Source organism: Caulobacter sp. FV2ye17ST (assembly GCF_058680955.1).
Map to the genome: position 1 here is coordinate 2583837 of NZ_CM178727.1, position 18906 is coordinate 2602742.

Annotated in this window: 24 protein-coding genes; 4 read left to right on the forward strand and 20 right to left on the reverse strand. The window is 66.7% G+C overall.

Features of this window, described 5'->3' with window-relative positions:
• Window positions 1-24: 24 nt before the first annotated feature.
• Both ACW17V_RS12365 and ACW17V_RS12370 read right to left on the reverse strand, forming a co-directional pair.
• Window positions 25-819, reverse strand: a complete 795-nt coding sequence (locus ACW17V_RS12365; protein WP_492105419.1) for an RluA family pseudouridine synthase — start codon at window positions 817-819, stop codon at window positions 25-27.
• On the reverse strand, window positions 816-2117 hold the full coding sequence (locus tag ACW17V_RS12370) for a replication-associated recombination protein A (RefSeq protein WP_492105420.1): 1302 nt from the start codon (window positions 2115-2117) through the stop codon (window positions 816-818). Before ACW17V_RS12370 ends, ACW17V_RS12365 begins: the two co-directional genes overlap by 4 nt.
• A gap of 35 nt (window positions 2118-2152) precedes the next feature.
• Here ACW17V_RS12370 and ACW17V_RS12375 point away from each other — a divergent pair, with 35 nt between their 5' ends.
• Window positions 2153-2572 (forward strand): VOC family protein, encoded by a 420-nt coding sequence (locus ACW17V_RS12375; RefSeq protein ID WP_492105421.1) that lies wholly within the window; start codon window positions 2153-2155, stop codon window positions 2570-2572.
• Between the two features lie 23 nt (window positions 2573-2595).
• Here ACW17V_RS12375 and ACW17V_RS12380 read toward each other — a convergent pair whose 3' ends face one another.
• The 7 genes from ACW17V_RS12380 to ACW17V_RS12410 all read right to left on the reverse strand — a co-directional run bounded on the left by ACW17V_RS12380 (window position 2596) and on the right by ACW17V_RS12410 (window position 8362).
• Window positions 2596-4065 (reverse strand): Do family serine endopeptidase, encoded by a 1470-nt coding sequence (locus tag ACW17V_RS12380; protein ID WP_492105422.1) that lies wholly within the window; start codon window positions 4063-4065, stop codon window positions 2596-2598.
• Window positions 4066-4112: 47 nt separating this feature from the next.
• Window positions 4113-5360, reverse strand: coding sequence for a TCR/Tet family MFS transporter (locus tag ACW17V_RS12385; RefSeq protein ID WP_492105423.1), 1248 nt, complete (start codon window positions 5358-5360; stop codon window positions 4113-4115).
• Window positions 5357-5863 carry an SRPBCC domain-containing protein gene (locus ACW17V_RS12390; protein ID WP_492105424.1) on the reverse strand — a complete coding sequence of 169 codons (507 nt, stop codon included), beginning with the start codon at window positions 5861-5863 and terminating at the stop codon, window positions 5357-5359. The genes ACW17V_RS12385 and ACW17V_RS12390 overlap by 4 nt, the downstream gene beginning before the upstream one ends.
• Window positions 5860-6183, reverse strand: a complete 324-nt coding sequence (locus ACW17V_RS12395; protein WP_492105425.1) for an ArsR/SmtB family transcription factor — start codon at window positions 6181-6183, stop codon at window positions 5860-5862. The genes ACW17V_RS12390 and ACW17V_RS12395 overlap by 4 nt, the downstream gene beginning before the upstream one ends.
• Complete coding sequence (locus ACW17V_RS12400; RefSeq protein ID WP_492105426.1) at window positions 6180-6530, reverse strand: MmcQ/YjbR family DNA-binding protein; 351 nt, start codon at window positions 6528-6530, stop codon at window positions 6180-6182. The genes ACW17V_RS12395 and ACW17V_RS12400 overlap by 4 nt, the downstream gene beginning before the upstream one ends.
• Complete coding sequence (locus ACW17V_RS12405; RefSeq protein ID WP_492105427.1) at window positions 6527-6985, reverse strand: VOC family protein; 459 nt, start codon at window positions 6983-6985, stop codon at window positions 6527-6529. Before ACW17V_RS12405 ends, ACW17V_RS12400 begins: the two co-directional genes overlap by 4 nt.
• A 108-nt stretch (window positions 6986-7093) precedes the next feature.
• Window positions 7094-8362 (reverse strand): alkaline phosphatase family protein, encoded by a 1269-nt coding sequence (locus ACW17V_RS12410; protein WP_492105428.1) that lies wholly within the window; start codon window positions 8360-8362, stop codon window positions 7094-7096.
• Between the two features lie 171 nt (window positions 8363-8533).
• Here ACW17V_RS12410 and ACW17V_RS12415 point away from each other — a divergent pair, with 171 nt between their 5' ends.
• From ACW17V_RS12415 to ACW17V_RS12425, 3 genes are all read left to right on the forward strand, one after another.
• The gene (locus ACW17V_RS12415; protein ID WP_492105429.1) at window positions 8534-9451 is read left to right on the forward strand and encodes an ABC transporter ATP-binding protein; all 918 of its coding nucleotides are present in this window, start codon (window positions 8534-8536) and stop codon (window positions 9449-9451) included.
• Complete coding sequence (locus tag ACW17V_RS12420) at window positions 9451-10269, forward strand: DUF2705 family protein (RefSeq protein ID WP_492105430.1); 819 nt, start codon at window positions 9451-9453, stop codon at window positions 10267-10269. Before ACW17V_RS12415 ends, ACW17V_RS12420 begins: the two co-directional genes overlap by 1 nt.
• Window positions 10270-10358: 89 nt before the next feature.
• Window positions 10359-11441 carry a mechanosensitive ion channel family protein gene (locus ACW17V_RS12425; protein WP_492105431.1) on the forward strand — a complete coding sequence of 361 codons (1083 nt, stop codon included), beginning with the start codon at window positions 10359-10361 and terminating at the stop codon, window positions 11439-11441.
• A gap of 198 nt (window positions 11442-11639) precedes the next feature.
• On the opposite strand, the gene rplQ is transcribed toward ACW17V_RS12425, so the two are convergent.
• The 11 genes from rplQ to rplF form a co-directional block, all read right to left on the reverse strand.
• Window positions 11640-12053, reverse strand: coding sequence for a 50S ribosomal protein L17 (rplQ, locus tag ACW17V_RS12430; protein WP_492105432.1), 414 nt, complete (start codon window positions 12051-12053; stop codon window positions 11640-11642).
• A gap of 259 nt (window positions 12054-12312) precedes the next feature.
• Window positions 12313-13329: a DNA-directed RNA polymerase subunit alpha gene (locus tag ACW17V_RS12435; protein ID WP_062145568.1), complete on the reverse strand. Its 1017-nt coding sequence runs from the start codon at window positions 13327-13329 to the stop codon at window positions 12313-12315.
• Window positions 13330-13405: 76 nt separating this feature from the next.
• Window positions 13406-13795, reverse strand: a complete 390-nt coding sequence (gene rpsK, locus ACW17V_RS12440; RefSeq protein WP_035049391.1) for a 30S ribosomal protein S11 — start codon at window positions 13793-13795, stop codon at window positions 13406-13408.
• A gap of 12 nt (window positions 13796-13807) precedes the next feature.
• On the reverse strand, window positions 13808-14176 hold the full coding sequence (gene rpsM, locus ACW17V_RS12445) for a 30S ribosomal protein S13 (protein ID WP_035034191.1): 369 nt from the start codon (window positions 14174-14176) through the stop codon (window positions 13808-13810).
• Window positions 14177-14349: 173 nt separating this feature from the next.
• Window positions 14350-14919: an adenylate kinase gene (locus ACW17V_RS12450; protein ID WP_492105433.1), complete on the reverse strand. Its 570-nt coding sequence runs from the start codon at window positions 14917-14919 to the stop codon at window positions 14350-14352.
• Window positions 14920-15039: 120 nt separating this feature from the next.
• On the reverse strand, window positions 15040-16395 hold the full coding sequence (gene secY, locus ACW17V_RS12455) for a preprotein translocase subunit SecY (RefSeq protein ID WP_492105434.1): 1356 nt from the start codon (window positions 16393-16395) through the stop codon (window positions 15040-15042).
• A 142-nt stretch (window positions 16396-16537) separates the two neighbouring features.
• Window positions 16538-17032, reverse strand: coding sequence for a 50S ribosomal protein L15 (gene rplO, locus ACW17V_RS12460; RefSeq protein ID WP_419321095.1), 495 nt, complete (start codon window positions 17030-17032; stop codon window positions 16538-16540).
• A 171-nt stretch (window positions 17033-17203) separates the two neighbouring features.
• The gene (rpmD, locus tag ACW17V_RS12465; RefSeq protein ID WP_419321093.1) at window positions 17204-17389 is read right to left on the reverse strand and encodes a 50S ribosomal protein L30; all 186 of its coding nucleotides are present in this window, start codon (window positions 17387-17389) and stop codon (window positions 17204-17206) included.
• Between the two features lie 3 nt (window positions 17390-17392).
• The gene (rpsE, locus tag ACW17V_RS12470) at window positions 17393-17998 is read right to left on the reverse strand and encodes a 30S ribosomal protein S5 (RefSeq protein ID WP_492105435.1); all 606 of its coding nucleotides are present in this window, start codon (window positions 17996-17998) and stop codon (window positions 17393-17395) included.
• A 10-nt stretch (window positions 17999-18008) separates the two neighbouring features.
• A complete protein-coding gene (gene rplR / locus ACW17V_RS12475; protein ID WP_035049377.1) occupies window positions 18009-18365 on the reverse strand; it encodes a 50S ribosomal protein L18 in 357 nt (118 codons plus the stop codon).
• A gap of 3 nt (window positions 18366-18368) precedes the next feature.
• A complete protein-coding gene (gene rplF, locus ACW17V_RS12480) occupies window positions 18369-18902 on the reverse strand; it encodes a 50S ribosomal protein L6 (RefSeq protein ID WP_492105436.1) in 534 nt (177 codons plus the stop codon).
• Window positions 18903-18906: the final 4 nt, after the last annotated feature.

The window sequence follows — 18906 nt, forward strand, 5'->3', positions numbered from 1 at the left end:
TCTCCTGACGGTTAAACGGTCTGGCTAGGCGCGCTGTTCCGGAAGCGGCAGGCCAAGCTTTTCCAGCATCGCTGTCATGTCGGCGGGGATCGGCGCGGCGATCCGGCGCTCGCCGCCCTCGGGGTGGGGAAACACCAGATGGGCGGCGTGCAGCATCAGGCGCGGAACCGCCGTCCCGCCCAGCATCAGGGCCCCGCCATAGCGGCTGTCGCCCGAGATCGGCCGGCCGATCGAGGCCATGTGGACGCGCAGCTGGTGCATGCGACCGGTGTCCGGCGACAGCTCGACCATGGCGGCCGTGGCGTTGGATGACAGGGTGCGATAGCGGCTGCGGGCCGTCTCGGCGTCGGGGTGGTCGGGCGCGCAGACCCGCATATAGGCCTCGCGGCCGATCGACTCGCGTCGCAGCGGACTGTCGATCATGCCGCCCTTCGGCTCCGGCGCGCCCGGTGCGACGATGGCCATGTAGGACTTGCGAAACCGCTTGCCCATCAGGGCCTTGCCCAGGAACGCCGCGCCCGGCTTGGTCTTGGCCGTCAGGATGACGCCCGAGGTGTCGCGGTCCAGCCGGTGGATCAGCCGCGGACGCGGCCGGCCGGGCCGCGCGAAGGCCCACAGCAGGTCGTCCAGCGTGTGGGCCTGGATGCGGCCGCCCTGGCTGGACAGGCCCGAGGGCTTGTTCAGCACGATGATGCTGTCGTCCTCGTGCAGCACCCATGACCGGGCAAGCGCGATCTCGTCCTCGGTCAGTGTGATGGGCGCGTCAGAGGCCTTGGGTTTCGGCGTGAGGGGCGGACGGCGGGGGGGACGCGTGGTCATCGCCCGTCTTTGCGCAGCTTGTTCCACGCGTCCAGCCGTTCCCGAACCTTGGCCTCCGCGCCGACGGGCTTTGGCTCATAGAACCTGGGCCGCGCCATGCCGTCCGGGAAGTAGTTCTGCCCCGAGACGCCGCCCTCGACGTCATGGTCGTAGGCGTAGCCGTCGCCATAGCCGAGCGACTTCATCAGCTTGGTCGGGGCGTTGAGGATGTGGGCCGGCGGGGCCAGTGAGCCGGTCTCCTTGGCGGCGCGGCGGGCGGCCTTGAAGGCGGTGTAGACGGCGTTGGACTTGGGGGCGCTGGCCATGTGGACCACGCACTGCGCCAGGGCCAGCTCGCCCTCGGGGCTGCCCAGGAAGTCGAAAGCGTCCTTGGCGGCCGTGGTCAGCAGCAACGATAGCGGATCGGCCGCGCCGATGTCCTCGGACGCCATGCGTACCAGTCGGCGGGCGATGAACAGCGGGTCCTCGCCGCCCTCCAGCATCCGCGCCAGCCAGTACAGCGCGGCGTCCGGATCGCTGCCGCGCACCGACTTATGGAGCGCGGAGACGAGGTTGTAGTGCTCCTCGCGGTTCTTGTCGTAGGCGGGCCGGCGCTTCTGCAGGAATTGACCCAGCTGCGTGGCGTTGAGCGGGCTGTCCGTGCCCACCGACAGCAGGGTCTCGGTCAGGGTCAGCAGGTAGCGGCCGTCACCGTCGGCCATGGCGATCAGGGTGAAGCGGGCGTCGGCGTCCAGCGGCAGCTTGCGGCCTTCGACCTCTTCGGCCTTGGCCAGCAGGGCTTCCAGCGCCTCCTCGTCCAGGCGCTTGAGCACGAACACCTGGCAGCGCGACAGCAGAGCGCCGTTCAGCTCGAACGACGGGTTTTCGGTTGTCGCCCCGACCAGGGTGATGACCCCCTCCTCCACGAACGGCAGGAAACCGTCCTGCTGGGCGCGGTTGAAGCGGTGGATCTCGTCGACGAACAGCAGGGTGCTCTGGCCCGCCATCCGGCGGCCGCGCGCCTGCTCGAAGGCCTTCTTCAGGTCGGCGACGCCCGAGAACACCGCCGAGATCTGCTGGAACTCGTAGCCGCCGGCCTTGGCCAGCAGCCGGGCGATGGTGGTCTTGCCGGTGCCGGGCGGCCCCCACAGGATCATCGACGACAGCCGCTTGGCCGCCGCCATCCGGCCAATCGGCCCCTCGGGACCCAGCAGGTGCTCCTGCCCCACCACCTGCTCAAGCGTCTGGGGCCGCAGGCGCTCGGCGAGCGGCGTGGGCGCATGCGGCGTCAGGCCGGCGGCTTGGAAAAGATCGGACATGGGCGCAGGTTTACGAAATCCAGGGAGGAACCACCATGACCAACGATGGCGATCCGACACGCGGCCCCGAAGACGGCGTCACGCCTTACCTGTCAGTCGTCGGCGCCAAGGCCGCGGTAGCCTTCTACACGCAAGCCTTCGGCGCCCAGGAGACGTTCCGCAACACCGCCGACGACGGCGAGCGGCTGATGCACTCGCGAATGCTGATCAACGGCGCCTGGGTGATGGTCTCCGACCACTTCTCCGAGATGATGGGCGGCGCGCCGTTCACCCCGCCCGCCTCGGTAACCCTTCACCTTCAGGTCGACGACGCCGACGTCTGGTGGGAACGGGCCGTGGCCGCCGGCGCGACCATCCGCTTTCCGCTGGCCGACCAGTTCTGGGGCGACCGCTTCGGCATGATCGTCGACCCGTTCGGCCACTGCTGGTCCATCGCCTCGAAGATCAAGGGATAGCCCCCGATCTTCGAGGCTTGGGATCAGGTGTTGAACCGCGCCGTGATCCGCTGGCCGCCGCGTTCGATGGTCACGGTCCAGGCGCGATTGCCGCTGTTCGACAACGTGGTCAGGTCAGCCACGGTGTTGATCGGCCGGCCATTGACCTCGCGGATGAAATCGCCAGGACGCAGGCCGGCGCTCAGCGCGAAGCCCTGGCCGATCCTGCTGACCAGCACGCCCTTGCCCGCGAACGGATCGGCGCCCAGGTCCTGGGCCACGGCGGGCGACAGGTTCAGCACCGTGGCGCCCTCAAAGGGGTTGCGGCCGCTGAAAGTCTTCTCGTCGCGGGCCGGGCTTTCCGGAGCGGCCTCGGCGCGGACGGTCAGGGTCTGTTCGCGCTCGCCGCGGCGGATGACCATCGGCACGCGATCGCCCACCTTGTGGGTGCCGATCGCGAAGGCGCCGCCGCCCTCGTCGTTCACGACCTTGCCGTCGATCGACAGGATGATGTCGCTTTCCTGCAGGCCGGCCTTGTCGGCCGAGGAGCCGGGATAGACTTGGGCCACCAGCACGCCGCGCGGCGCGGGCATGCCCAGACTGCGGGCGATCTCGGCGGTGACAGGCTGGCCCTTCACGCCCAGCCAGGGCCGCACCACGCTGTGGCCGCCGCCCAGGGCCGCGTTGACCACCTGCTTGACCACGGCGGCGGGGATGGCGAAGCCCACCCCGCTCGACGAGCCCGAACGCGAGATGATGAAGGTGTTGATGCCGATCAGGTCGCCGTCCATGTCGACCAGCGGGCCACCCGAATTGCCCGGATTGATCGAGGCGTCGGTCTGGATGTAGCTGCCGAAGTCGGCCGCGCCGACATCGGTGCGGGCCATGGCCGAGATGATGCCGTTGGTGACCGTCTGGCCGACGCCGAACGGATTGCCCAGGGCCAGGACCAGGTCGCCGACCTCGAGCTGTTCCTGGTCGTCGATGGCCATGACCGGCAGGCGCTCGCCTTTGGTGTCGATCTTCAGCACGGCCAGGTCGGCGCGCGGATCGTCGAGCAGGACGGTGGCGATGAACTCGCGGCGGTCAGCCAGCTGGACGGTGATGTCGCCCCGGCCTTCGACGATGCCCTCGATATTGTGGTGGTTGGTGATGATCACGCCGTCGGCGCGGACGATCGCGCCCGAGCCCAGCGAGCCCTGTACCTGATCGCGCGGCACGCCGCCGCCGCCCATGAAGAAATCCCAGAATGGATCGCGGGCCTGGGTGCGAACCACCCGGCGGCTGGCCACGTTGACCACGGCCGGGGCGGCCTTCTTCACCACCGGCGCGAACGAGGCCTTCATCGAGGCGGGATCGCTGGGCGCGCGGCGGGTGGGCTGGGCCAGATCCGGGATCGCCTGGGCGTTGGACTGGCCTTGCGGCGAACAGGCCGCCAGCAGGATCAGGGCGGGAAGCAAAGCGCGATGGGCTCGCATGGGCGTGGAGCATCTCCTTGTCAGCAGCCCGGACATCAGCCGAGCTTTCGGGCGCATTGATGGCCGCGCGGTGACCTAACCGGTCAGGCCGGGCGCGGTTCCGCTGAGATAGGGTGCGCGAAGCGGAACGCCAGAGCCGTTCCGGCCAGCATCAGGGCCGCGGCGATCAGCACCGGCAGGCCCGGCATGTGCAGGGTCGCGTCGTGCCGCACCGCCCAGGCGAACGGAGCCAGATAGAGCGTCGGACCGATGATCGAGGATATCCCCATCATCGCCGAATTGGCGCCCTGCAGCTGCCCCTGCTGATGCGGCGAAACCCGGCGGGTCATCAGGCCCTGCAGTCCTGGCTGGATCAGGCCCGAGAAGGCGAAGATCGGCAGGCCGCACAGATACAACCAGCCCGTCGGGGCCAGGGCGTAGATCAAAAAGCCGACAAAGCCGCAGAACAGGCCGATCAGCAGCGCGCCGCGCTCGCCCACCGCCTTGACGATCCGGCCGACCAGCAGGGCCTGCAACAGGATGCCGGCGATACCGCTGGCCATCAGGGTCAGGCCGATGGTCTGGACCGACCACTGATAGCGAAAGCCCATGTACAGCACGAAGACCGACGGCAGAACGTTGTGGGCCAGCTGGAACAGGAAGCCGACGCCGGCCAGACCCAGAAGGTCAGGCTTGCTCCGCAGCAGGGTCAGCGAGCCGAGTGGGTTGGCCTTCTTCCAGTCGAAGGTCTTGATCCGGCGCTCGGGCGGCAGGGATTCGGGCAGGACGAAGAAGCCGTACAGCCAGTTGCACAGGGCCAGGGCCGCGCAGACCAGGAACGGCAGGCGGTGATCGAACTGCCACAGGGTCCCACCCAGCATAGGGCCGAAGGTGAAGCCGACCCCGAACGCCGCCCCCATCAGGCCAAAGCCCTTGGCGCGGTTCTCCGGCGTGGTGACGTCGGCCACATAGGCGCCGGCGGTCGAGAAGCTGGCCGCCGTCATGCCGTTGAACACCCGGCCCACAAACAGCCACCACAGGCTGGGCGCGAACGCCATGAACAGGAAGTCGACACCCAAGCCAAAGATCGAGGTCAGGATCACCGGACGCCGGCCAAAGCGGTCGGACAGCAGGCCCAGAACCGGCGCGCAGAAGAACTGCATCACCCCCCAGGTGGTGGCGAACAGCACGTTCCACAGGGCCGCGTCGGCCGTGTCGCCGCCGTTGAACCGCTTCACCAGCTCGGGCAGCACCGGGATCATCACGCCCAGCGACAGCACGTCCATCACGGCGGTGACGAAGATGAAGCCCAGGGCCGCCTGCCGGCGTCCGCCCGTGATGGTCTGAGTCATGCGTCGATCTCCCCCGAACGCCCTAGTTGCCGGTCCGCCGCCGCGACCGCAAGGCCGCCCAGCAGATCGCGCCACCATTCCCCGTGCCGGCGCAGGAACAGGCCGTCGGGGAAGGTGTGGCGCGCAACATGGGCCTGCGGGACGCTGTCCCAGCCGCGATGCTCGACCGTGACGCGCGTGCCATCCTCGACGGGCTCGAAGCGAACCTCGACCTCGGTGTCCATGTCGGGGGCGAAGGTCGCCTGCCGCCAGCCCACCACCAGCCGCTGTCCCGGCTCCCAGACGCGCACCCTGCCGACCTCGAACACCTTGCCCGAGGCCAGGCGCTCGACGAGGCGCAGGCCGCCCTCCCCTTCCTCAAAGGCCATGACGCCCGGCGACCGGGGCGTGAAGGCGAAGAGCGTGTTGGGCCGCCACCACGCGGCGATCTCGGTGGTGAAGGCCGCGAAAACCCGCTCGGGCGAGGCCTTGATGCGCAGGGCGACGACGACGCGGGAACTCATGAGCCCTCCACGTGGGCTTTCAGCGCCGACAGCTGGTCGACCCAGTGGGTCTCGGCGATCTCCAGCCAGGCCTTGAGCTCGTCCATGGGCCCCGCCCTCAGCTGATAGACCCGCACGCGAGCGTCGAAATCGGGATGGCTTTCCTCGACCAGCCCCGACTGACGCAACGCGCGCAGATGGCGGCTCATGGCCGGCGGGGTCAGGCCGACGGCGTCTGCCAACTCGCCCGCCCGATGCGGTCGCTGACGCAGCAGATCCACCACACGTCGGCGATGCGGATCGGCCAGGGCGGCCAAGGTGCGGTCAACGGAAGCGGTCACGAGGCCCCATCGGCGGCGTCGAACACCTTTAGCAAGGCCTTGGACGCGACGCCGCGCCAGGCGGCGGTGAGAGCCCCGGTCGCCGTCGCCGCGTCACAGGCCGCCAGACGCAGCAGGGTCGCGCCCTTGGCGCCCCAGCCGCCCTTGACCGGCTCGAAGATCGCCGGCTCGGCCGAAACCAGCATCTCCTGCCGTTCGGGCGTCAGCTTGACCATGCCGAAGGCGGCGTCGGGATAGCCCAGGGTCGCGAAGATCCGCCCGGCCCGGAAATCGACCGTGCCCATGTGCGAGCTTTCGACCGCGCCCGGCAGCGACAGGGCGATGCGGCGGAAGTCGTCCTGGGTCACCCTGCCCCCGTGATCTTCAGGCCCGTGCGGCGTTCCATCTCCTCGACCGACACGGTCTCGACAGTGCGCGCCACCGTCCAGATGTGCCCCTCAAGGTCTTTGCAGCGATAGGTGCGGTCCCCGTAGAACTGCGTCGCGGGCTCAACGATGATCTCGGCGCCGGCCGCCCGCGCGCGCTCGCAGTGGGCGTCAAGGTCGCCCTCGCTCAGCTGGATATGCACCGTCTGGGTGTTCTTGCCGTGGATCGAGGCCGGGCTCTTGTGGTCGTCGCTCCACTCGTTGCCGATCATCACGCAGGCATTGCCAAAGCGCATTTCGGAATGGCCCAGATTGCCGTCGGCATCCTCGACCAGAAAGACCAGCTCGAAGCCGAACGCCTTTTCCAACCAGGCCAGGGCCGCCTTGGGATCGCGGTAGCAGACCGCCGAAATCAGGTTTGGACGCCAGTCAGCCATCTCGCCACTCCTATCGGATATCGACAATATTTAACGCATATTGAAACCATATCCGCAAGTCCCGTCAGGCTCCACTCTCCCTGACGACTCGAAGCGCCGCTTGGGAGGCTACCGCAGCGCCGCGCCGGTGATGGCCAAGCTGCCGTCGCCCTTCTCCGGCTTGACGCCCGAGATCCTGGCCAGCAGCGGATAGACGTCGACATTGTCGAACACCGGCAACACCACGCCCGCCTTGATCGAAGGTCCACGGGCGATGAACGCCGCGCGCATGGCCGGGTCATAGGGATCAAAGCCGTGCTGTCCGCCGTCCAGCCCATCCCACTTGCCGGGCTTTTCCATCATCTTGCGGGTCGTCACATACCAGCCGGTCTCCGAAAGGCAGACGATGGCCGGCACGCGCGGATTGCGGCCGTAGTGATAGCGCTCGGGGATCTGGCCCTTCTTCCAGCAGGTCAGGTGCGGCAGCGGCTTGAGCAGCGCCGCCTCGACCTGCGCCTCAAAGCCGGGCAGCGGCGTCAGGCCGACGACCGCGCCGGTGGTGACCAGCCTGACCGTGGACAGGTCGAGCACGTCGTCCAGCGGCCAGCGTTGGGACGGCGGAACCGGGGCCATGCCATGGTCGGCGACGAAGACAATGTCGGTCGTTTCGAACCGCCCCCGCGCCTTCAGGCCCTCGACCAGCCGCGCCATCGCTTGATCCACCTCGGCCACTGCGGCGCGGGCCTGCGGCGAGCCGGGTCCATAGTGATGGCCCTCGGTGTCGACGACATCGAAATACAGGGTGGAGAGCCGCAGCTCGGGCCCCTTGGGATCGTCCAGCCACGCCAGCAGCGTATCGACCCGGTCATTCGACGGCATGGCCTGGTTGAAGGCCATCCAGCGCGATGGACGCACGCCGCTAATCTCGGTCTCCGAGCCGGGCCAGAACATCGCCGCCGCCTTCAGACCCTGCTTCTCGGCTGAGACCCACAGCGGCCAGGCCTGGCTCCACCAGCGCGGGTCATGCACGGCGTCGGCGTTGGACATCGAGAAGCGCACGCCGGGGATCGTCTCGTCTTCCATGACGTTGTTGACGATGCCGTTGCGGTCGGGCCGCTTGCCGGTGATCAGGGTGTAGTGGTTGGGAAAGGTCAGGGTCGGGAAGGACGGCCGCATCGCGCCGCGCGCACCGTCGGCGGCCAGGGCGTCCAGGGTCGGTGTATCGCCCTGGCCCAGATAGTGAGCCCGGAAGCCGTCGCTGGAGACCAGGATGGTGAGCCGGCTCTTGAGCGGCGCGGCGGCCTCGCCCCCGCCCGCTTGCATGGAGGCGCAGGCCGACAGCACCAGGGCGGCGGCCAGGGTCGCCCCAAGGGACACAAGGCGGAACAGGCTCTTCATGGCGCAACCCTTTCGACAGTCTTGCGGCGTCGATGCCAGCCGGACGTCTCGCCCGTATGACAGGGGCGTATGACGGCGGCGCATGACCTCGTCTTAACTTGGCGCGCGAGAACCACACCCCCATAGTTACCGCCAACGGCAGGATTCTCCTGTAACGGAAGTCGCATCCGCATGAGCATCGCCCTTGAGGCCACCGGCCTCACCAAGACCTACGGGACCGTTCGCGCGCTCGACGACTTTTCCATCGCCATTCCGGCCGGCGGCGTGTTCGGCGTTCTGGGTCCTAACGGGGCGGGTAAGAGCACCCTGTTCCGCATCGCCCTGGGTCTGGTGCGGCCCACCAGCGGGACCGCGCGGCTGTTCGGGGCGCCGGCGGGCGACCTGACCGCCCTGCGCCGGGTCGGCGCGATGATCGAGACGCCGCGCTATCCGCCCTATCTGACCGCCCGCGACACGCTGCGGATGCTGGCCCTGGAGAGCGGGTTCCATAACCCTGATATCGCCGCCTGGCTGGAGCGGGTCAGCCTGACCCATGCCGCCGACCGCGCTACCGGCGGCTTCTCGGTCGGCATGAAGCAGCGCCTGGGCCTGGCCGCCGCCTTCCTGACCAGGCCCGAGCTGGTCATCCTGGACGAACCGACCAGCGGGATGGACCCGGCCGGCATTCAGGAGATCCGCGCCCTGATCGTCGATCTGGCCAAACACGAGGGCGTGACGGTCATCCTGGCCAGCCACCAGTTGGACGAGGTCAAGCGCGTCTGTGATCGCGTCGCCATCCTGTCGCGCGGCAAGGTCGTGGCGGAGGGTGGCGTGGCTGAGCTCACCGCCGGGGAAGCGCGCCTGCGCCTGACCCTGGCCTCCCCCCTCGCCCCGGTCCTGGCGGTGCTGGGTGATCGCGGCGAGGCCGATGGACCCGACGCCGTGCTGGCGGACATTCCGCGCGCCGAGGCTCCCGCCGTGATCCGCGCCCTGGTCGAGGCCGGCGCCGAGATCGTCGAGGCCCGCTGGCGCGAGGTCGATCTTGAAGGCGTCTATCTGAAATCGCTGGGCCAGGCGCCCACGGCCGCCACCCCGGAAGGAGCCGCCTGATGCTGGCCGACGCCATCGCCGCTGAACGCTTCCGCCTGCTGCGCGACCGCTCGGCCCTGTTCTGGGGCTTCGGCTTCGCGCCGCTGGTGGGCTTCTTCCTGGCCATTGGCGGCGACCTGTTCGTCCGCAACATCATCAAGCGGCCCATGCCGGGTGCGACCATCGATCTGGCCGCCCAGGTGATCAAGGCGCTCGGCAATGGCGCCTCGACCATGGCGGCGCTGTTCCTGATGATCGGCGCGGCCTCGATCCTGGCCGGCGACTATCGCTGGGAGACCTGGCGCCTGCGCACGCCGCGCAACAGCCGCTTCAACCTGCTGGCGGCCAAGCTGATCGTGATCGGCGAGGCGCTGATGTGGAGCCTGGTCCTGACCGTGGCGCTGACCCTGGCGGCCGCCGTGATCGGCGCGGGGATCAACGGCAAGGCCATCGTCGCCTCGACCCTGGGCCTTTCCGAAATCGCCGGCGTCTTCGTGGTCACCTGGCTGGAAGCCATGAGCCTGGCCGCCCTCGCCGCCTGCGTGGCGGTCGTGGCGCGCTCGCCGATGGCGGCGGTCGTGGTCTGTCTGGTGGTGCGCTTCGTGCAGTCGATCCTGGCGACCACGCTGGGAGCGATGGCCCCTGAACCAACTTGGAAGATTCTGGCCATCCCCGCCTATGACGCCGACCTGCTCCGCGCCTTCGTGACCGCGCCGTCGCATGCGGGCATGGACGGCGGACCTGCGGGCTGGGCGCTGCTGGTTCTGCTGGGCTGGATCGTGGCGCTGACGGCGGGGGCCGTGCTGCTGTTCCAGCGGCAGGACCTGACGCGGGAGTAGCCGCGGCCGGCTTTGACCAGCGAGCGCCCGCACCTTCGGCAGCGTGCGATACAGGGGGAGCCCCCTTCCGCACCGCGCGTTAGTCCTTGATGTCTTCACATCTCGTTCGGCTTGCCGACCTGCCGGGGGTTCCCGCCTGGACGCCGCCCTGGGCCATCAGCCTGGCGCTCATTGTCCTTGCGATCATCGTCGCGACCGCAGCGCACCAAGCGCTCTCCCTCGTCGTGCGCCGCGGCCTGGCGAGGAGCGACGCCTTCTGGCCCGCGCTCGCCGTTCGGGCGCGGAGGCCGACGCGATGGGCGTTCATCGTCGCCGCCCTGAGCGTGGTCGTCTCGATCGCGCCACTTACAACGTCCCAAGCCTCGGGCGGCCGGCACATACTGCTGATCCTGTTCATCCTGCTGCTGGGCTGGATCGTGATGACGGCGCTCGACATCGCCGCCGCCCTCTATCTGCGGCGCTTCCGGGTCGATGTCGAAGACAACCTCCTGGCCCGCAAGCATCTGACACAGGTTCGTATCCTTCGCCGGGCCAGCGCGGTGATCGTGGGCATTTTCACGATCGCCCTGGCCTTGATGACGATCCCGGGCGTGCGCCAGTGGGGCGTGAGCCTGCTGGCGGCGGGCGGCGCCGCCAGCCTGATCCTCGGCCTGGCCCTGCAGCCCCTGCTCACCAACCTGATCGCCGGCATTCAGATCGCCATCACCCAGCCCATCCGCATCGATGACGCCGTCGTCGTCGAGAAGGAGTGGGGCAATATCGAGGAGATCAACGCCACCTATGTGGTGGTGCGCCTGTGGGACTTGCGACGGATGGTGCTGCCGCTGAGCTATTTCATCCAGACCCCGTTCGAGAACTGGACGCGGGAGTCAGCGACCCTGATCGGCACGGTGATGCTCCATGTCGATCATTCCGCGCCCATCGACGCCCTGCGCGCCGAGCTTGAGGCGATCGCCAGGGCCTCCGGGCTATGGGATGGCAATGTGGTCAATCTGGCGGTCACCGACGTGACGGCCCAGGTGCTGGAGGTGCGCTGCCTGGTCAGCGGCCGCAACGCCCCGACGGTCTTTGATCTTCGCTGCGAAGTGCGTGAGAAGATGATGGCGTTCATCGCCGAAAACCTTCCCGGAGCCCTGGCGCGTCAGCGGATAGGTTTAGCCGACGCCCTCTGAGGCCTTCGGTAGAAAGGTCTGGCGTTCGGGCTGTTGATCGATCTCGAACCTTCAACCGCAGTCCAGATGGCGAAGCCCGTCCCCAGGCAAACCGTCGAAACGTCCGCCTGGTGCGGCAGACAAACCCAGTGTCCGCCAAAATCAAAGAAAAGGCCCCGGATCGCTCCGGGGCCTTTTCCGTTCAGCCTGGGCTGAGAATTAGTCTTCGGCTTGGGCCGAGTAGTCCGGGCCCGAGTCCTTGCCCTTGGCCGAGACGTCGCGGTCGACGAACTCGATCACGGCCAGCGGGGCGTTGTCGCCGTAGCGGAAGCCGGCCTTCAGGACGCGGATGTAACCGCCCTGACGCGACTGGTAGCGCGGGCCGATGGCGGCGAACAGCTTGCCGACCTGTTCAACGTCGCGAACGATGCTGATGGCCTGACGACGGGCGTGCAGGTCGCCGCGCTTGGCCAGGGTGACCAGCTTTTCGACGAAGGGACGCAGTTCCTTGGCCTTGGGCAGGGTGGTGACGATCTGCTCGTGCTTGATCAGCGAGGCCGACATGTTGGCGAACATGGCGGTGCGGTGAGCGGACGTGCGGCCGAGTTTACGGTGAGCTTTACCGTGACGCATTGTAGTGTCTCCTGGGCCTTGGCCCGCAGTGGCGCGATCTAGCGCTGATTGTCACCCATCCCAGCCTGTTCCCGGCCGGGTCAGAACGAAGCGCCGGGGCCCTCCACCGCAGTTGCGGCTTCAAAAGGCCCAGGCCGCCCGCCGTCCCCGAAGGGTGGCGAGCGGCCCGGATCGAGCGCGCCCCAGAGCGCTTTGGCGCTCTGGGCTTTCTCAAACGAGCCTGCTTGTCTGCTCCAGAGCAGGCAGGCTCTTGTCCGTCTTAGATCTGGTCTTCGAACTTCTTGGCCAGGTCTTCGATGTTTTCGGGCGGCCAGTTCGGCACGTCCATGCCCAGGTGCAGCGCCATGCCAGCCAGCACTTCCTTGATTTCGTTCAAGGACTTGCGGCCGAAGTTCGGCGTGCGCAGCATCTCGGCTTCGGTCTTCTGGATCAGATCGCCGATGTAGACGATGTTGTCGTTCTTCAGGCAGTTGGCCGAACGAACCGACAGTTCCAGCTCATCGACCTTCTTCAGGAGCGCCGGGTTGAACGGCAGCTCAGGCTTGGCCTCGTCGGCCGACTTGGCCTTGGGCTCTTCGAAGGTGATGAAGATCTGCAGTTGGTCTTGCAGGATCCGGGCGGCGTAGGCCACGGCGTCCACCGGAGTGACGGCGCCGTTGGTTTCGACTTCCAGGATCAGCTTGTCATAGTCCAGCGACTGGCCCTGACGGGTGGGCTCGACGCGATAGGCGACGCGCTTGACCGGCGAGTACAGGGCGTCGACGGCGATCAGGCCGATCGGCGCGTCTTCCGGACGGTTCTTGTCGGCCGGGACGTAACCCTTGCCGGTGTTGACCGTGAACTCCATGCGCACGGTGGCGCCGTCGTCCAGCGTGCAGAGCACGTGGTCGGGGTTCAGGATCTCGATATCCGAAGGCGTTTCGATCTGACCAGCGGTCACCGGGCCGGGGCCGGTGGCGCGGAGCGTCATGCGCTTCGGGCCCTCGGCGTGCATGCGCACGGCCAGTTGCTTGATGTTCAGAACGATGTCGACGACGTCTTCGCGGACGCCTTCGAGCGAGGAGAATTCGTGCACCACGCCATCAATCTGGATGGCGGTGACGGCGGCGCCCTGAAGCGAAGACAGCAGGACGCGGCGGAGAGCGTTGCCGAGCGTCACGCCAAAGCCGCGCTCGAGAGGCTCAGCCACGATCCGCGCCTTGCGGGTCGCGTCGGCGCCAGTCTCGATTTGCGGCTTCTCAGGACGGATCAGCTCGTTCCAGTTTCTTTCGATCACGTGGTCGATCCCTTGAACGCGACTCGCCGGCCGCGTTTGGCGCAGCCGGCGAATGGAGAATTGAGTCTAAAAAGTACTAGACGCGACGACGCTTGGGCGGACGGCAGCCGTTGTGCGGGATCGGCGTGACGTCGCGGATCGTCGTGATGGTCATGCCCGCGGCCTGAAGGGCGCGCAGAGCCGACTCACGACCCGAACCCGGACCCGACACGTTGACCTCGAGGGTCTTCACGCCGTGCTCGGCAGCCTTCTTGCCCGCGTCTTCCGCAGCCATCTGAGCGGCGTACGGGGTCGACTTGCGCGAACCCTTGAAGCCCATCGCGCCGGCGCTGGACCAGGAAATCGTGTTTCCCTGAGCGTCGGTAATGGTGATCATGGTGTTGTTGAACGAGGCGTTCACGTGCGCCACGCCCGAGGTGATGTTCTTGCGTTCGCGCTTTTTAACGCGACCCGGTTCCTTGGCCATCGTCAGGCTACCTTATTTCTTCTTGCCGGCGATCGGCTTGGCCGGACCCTTGCGGGTGCGAGCGTTCGTGTGCGTGCGCTGACCGCGGACCGGGAGGCCCTTACGGTGACGCAGGCCGCGATAGCAGGCCAGGTCCATCAGACGCTTGATGTTCATCGAATTTTCGCGGCGCAGGTCGCCTTCGACGGTGAAGTCCTTGTCGATCGTTTCACGGATCTGCAGGACTTCTGCGTCGGTCAGCTGATTGACCCGGCGGGCGTCATCGATGCCAACCTTCGTGACGATGTCACGAGCGGACTTCTGGCCGATGCCATGAATGTACTGAAGCGCGATCAAAACGCGCTTGTTCGTCGGTATGTTGACGCCTGCAATACGGGCCACGTCTAATGTTCTCCTAGTCACGCACTAAAGACGCGAACGGCGCGCCCGGCCCGGTCTCTCGACCCAGTCCGGCGCGCACAGATCGCGCCCTTTCGCGGAAGCGCCCCGTTATAGGGATCGTTGCGCCGCCGTCAATGGTTGAATCCGCCGAAAATCAACGAATTGAAAATGTCTCACGCCGCGCCCGAGAGCGCCGCGTCGATAGAGGCCGCGACTGTTTCCACAGGCGCCATGCCATCCAGTTCCGTCAGCTTACCCTGCTCTACATAGTAGGGCAGCAAAGGCGCCGTCTGGGCGTTGTAGGCGGCCAGACGGGTCACGAAGACTTCCGGATTGTCGTCAGGCCTGCCCTGCTCGGCGAATCTCTTCGAGATCCGTTCGATCAGGGAGGGCTCGTCTACCTTGAGTCGGAGGACGAGGTCGATCTTCTGACCGCGAGCGGCCAGCATTTTATCCAGCGCCTCGGCTTGGGCCACGGTGCGGGGGAAACCATCGAAGATGGCGCCGCCAGCGGCCTCGGCCTCGGGCAGACGGTCCTCGATCAGGGCAATGACGATCTCGTCGGTCACCAGGTCGCCACGGTCCAGCACGCCCTTGACGCGGGCCCCCAGCTCGGAGCCTGACGCGATCGCCGCGCGAAGCATGTCGCCGGTGGAAAGCTGGACCATGCCACGCTCGGTGACGAGCCGTTTGGCCTGGGTCCCCTTCCCCGCCGCCGGCGGTCCGAACAGGATCAAGTTCATGAGTGCCCCTTCGCGCGTCGCCGAGTCTTCGCCCGGTCATCCTCCCCGCAGACCTAGAGCGCGGGTGGAAAAAACGGAAGCCGGTTTTGTGACAAAACCGGCTTCCAGAACGCTTTATCCTTAGCGGCCCTTGCCGCCGCGGAGTTTCGATTTCTTGATCAGACCTTCGTACTGGTGCGCCAGCAGTTGGGACTGGATCTGCGCCACGGTGTCCATGGTCACGGTCACGACGATCAGCACCGAGGTGCCGCCCAGGGCGAACTGGGTGGCGCCCAGGCCGGCCATCATCAGTTCCGGCATGATACAGACGGCCGTGATGTAGGCCGCGCCGATCACCGTCAGACGGGTCAGGACATAGTCCAGATACTCGGCCGTGCGCTTGCCCGGACGGATGCCCGGCAGGAAGCCGCCGTACTTGCGCAGGTTCTCGGCCGTCTCCTCGGGATTGAACACCACCGAGGTGTAGAAGAACGAGAAGAAGATGATCAGGGCCGCGTACAGCAGCATGAAGGCCGGCTGGCCGTGCTGGAGGGCCCCGACGGCCGCGGGCAGCCAGGCGGCCCATGCCGGCAGGGCGGCGGTCGACAGGAAGCCCATGGCGGTCGTCGGCAGCAGCAGCAGGCTGGAGGCGAAGATCGGCGGGATAACGCCGGCGGTGTTGATCTTCAGCGGCATGAACGAGGTGTCGCCGCCGATCATGCGGTTACCCTGCTGACGCTTGGGATAGTGGACCAGCAGGCGACGCTGCGAGCGCTCGATGAAGACGATCGCCAGGACGGCGCCGACGGCCAGAGCCACGATCACGAACAGCGGCAGATAGTTGCCCGAGGTCTGCGACTGCACCAGCAACTGGCCGATGCCGCGCGGCAGGCCCGCCACGATGCCGGCGAAGATGATCAGCGAAACGCCGTTGCCGACGCCCCGGCTGGTGATCTGCTCGCCCAGCCACATCAGGAACAGGGTGCCGCCGGTCAGCGCCACGACGGTGGAGGCGATGAAGAACGGGGCGCTGATGCCTTCGAACACCAGGCCAGCCTGGCTGTGCAGGCCCACGGCGATCGAGAACGACTGCACGATGGCCAGGATCACGGCCAGATAGCGCGTGTACTGGTTGAGAGTCTTGCGGCCGGCTTCGCCGCCTTCCTTCTTCAGCTTTTCCCACGGCGGATACACCGAGCCCATCAGCTGCACGATGATCGAGGCGCTGATGTAGGGCATCACGTTCAGCGAGAAGATCGCCATCCGTTCGACAGCGCCCCCCGAGAACATGTTGAACATGCCCAGGATGCCCTTCGACTGGCCCGCGAAGGCGTTGGCGAAAGCTTCCGGATTGATGCCAGGGATCGGCACATAGGTGCCAAGGCGGAAGACGACCAAGGCGATGATCGTGAACCAGATGCGCTTGTGAAGTTCGGTCGCCTTTTGGAACGACGCGAAATTCATATTGGCTGCGAGTTGTTCGGCGGCCGAGGCCATTCAATTCCCCACGACTCTAATACTGAGCCACAAATAGGTGAGGCCCGCCGTGATGTCACGGCGAGCCCCCTAATTCTGTCATCCCGGTCGAAACAAAGTCCCGCGGGCGCGGCCAGCGCGCCCTCGGGATGACAATATGGACTTAGGCCTTGGCGTCTTCGGCTTGAACCTTGACCTTCTTGGTCACGGTCACCGAACCACCGGCGGCTTCAACGGCCTTGATGGCCGCTTCGGTCGCCGAATAGACGGTCAGCTTCAGGGCGGACTTGATCTCGCCCTTGCCCAGCAGCTTCACGCCGTCCAGTTCGCGACGGATCACGCCGGCGGCGACCAGGTCGGCCACCGAGACGTCGGCGCCGGCCTTCAGCTTGCCAGCTTCGACGGCCTGTTCCAGGCGCCACAGGTTCACTTCAGCGAAGTCCAGGCGGAAGGGGTTGTTGAAGCCGCGCTTAGGCATACGCATGTGCAGCGGCATTTGACCGCCTTCGAAGCCGGCGATGGCGACGCCCGAGCGCGCCTTCTGGCCCTTCACACCGCGACCGGCGGTCTTGCCCTTGCCCGAACCGGGACCACGGCCAACGCGCATGCGGCCCTTGGTCGAACCGGGAGTCGGGGCCAGTTCATTAAGCTTGGTCATATGTGCCTCTCCTTGGAGATCTGCGCCTGGCCAGGGGCCAGACTCGGCTTGAAAAATTGAGGATCGCCTGTCGCCCTGCCCTCTTTTCCCGATGGGATCGGATGGCGGAACTTCAAACGAAAACCACCCCGGCTTTCACCGGGGTGGCGATTCCGGCGTCGTGTAGCAGACCTACTCGACGATTTCCAGCAGATGCTGGACCTTGCGGATCATGCCGCGAACCGAAGGGGTGTCTTCCAGCTCGGACTCGCGTCCCAGCTTGTTGAGGCCCAGGCCAGCCAGCGTTGCGCGCTGGGTGGCGTTGCGGCGGATCGGGCTGCCAGTTTGGCGAACCTTGACGGTTTTAGCTTCAGCCATGTCTTAGCCCTCGATGGCGTCCGGAGCCGAAGCTCCGTCGGCGCGGCGGCCGAGAATGTCGCCAACCTTCTTGCCGCGCTTGGCGGCGATCTGGCGGGGCGACGATTGAACCTTCAGGGCCTCGAACGTGGCGCGAACCATGTTGTACGGGTTCGAAGAACCCGTCGACTTGGCCACGACGTCCTGGACGCCCAGGGTTTCGAGAACCGCGCGCATCGGACCACCGGCGATGACGCCCGTGCCGGGAGGGGCAGCGCGCATCATGACCTTGCCAGCGCCCCAACGGCCGTAGCCGTCGTGGTGCAGGGTACGCGACTCGCGGAGCGGGACGCGGACCATGGTCTTCTTGGCTTCTTCGGTCGCCTTGCGGATGGCTTCCGGCACTTCACGCGCCTTGCCATGACCGAAGCCGACGCGGCCCTTTTGGTCGCCGACGACCATCAGAGCAGCGAAGCTGAAGCGACGGCCGCCCTTAACGGTGGCGGCGACGCGGTTGATGTGAACGAGCTTTTCGACGATGTCGCTGTCAGCCCGCTCTTCGGGGGCGTTGCGGTCGCGACGGTCCCGGCGAGGACCGCCTTCACCGCGCTGTTGGTCACCACGAGCCATGATGTTTCCCTTAGAAGTTGAGGCCGGCTTCGCGCGCGGCGTCAGCCAGGGCTTTCACCCGACCGTGGAAGATGTAGCCGCCGCGATCGAACACGACGTCCTTGACGCCTTTTTCGATGGCGCGCTCGGCGACGAGCTTGCCGACCAGTGCAGCCGCGTCCTTGTCCGCGCCCTTGGTCTTGCCTTCACCCTCGAGGGTGGAGGCGGCAGCCAGGGTCACGCCGCGTTCATCATCGATGATCTGGGCGTAGATGTTCTTGGACGAACGGAAGACCGTAAGACGCGGACGACCGTTGGACAGAGCCTTGAGGCGGGTGCGGGTGCGTTGGGCACGACGCACGGCGGATTCGCGAGGTGTGAGCGCCATGGCTTACTTCTTCTTGCCTTCCTTGCGGCGAACCTTTTCGCCGGCATAACGAACGCCTTTGCCCTTGTAGGGCTCGGGCGGACGAATGCGGCGGATCTTCGCGGCAATCTCGCCAACCGCCTGCTTATCAGCGCCGGCGATCTTGATTTCGGTTTGCTTCGGAACCGCGAAGGTGACGCCGGCCGGAGGCTCGACATTCACATCGTGGCTGAAACCGAGCTGGATGGAGAGGGCATCGCCCTTCATCGCGGCGCGGTAACCAACGCCCACCAGTTCGAGGGTTTCCTCGAAGCCGGTGGTGACGCCGTGCACCATGTTGGCGACCAGCGTGCGGGACAGACCCCACATCGACTTGGCCCGGGTGGATTCGTTCCGCGGGGTCAGGGTCAGCTCTTCGCTTTCGACCTTGATCTCGATTTCTTCCGGAACGGTCCAGGAGAGTTGGCCCTTGGGACCCTTGACCGACACAGTCTGACCCTCGACCGTCAAAGTGACGCCCTTGGGGATTGCGACGGCTTTCTTACCGATACGTGACATGCTC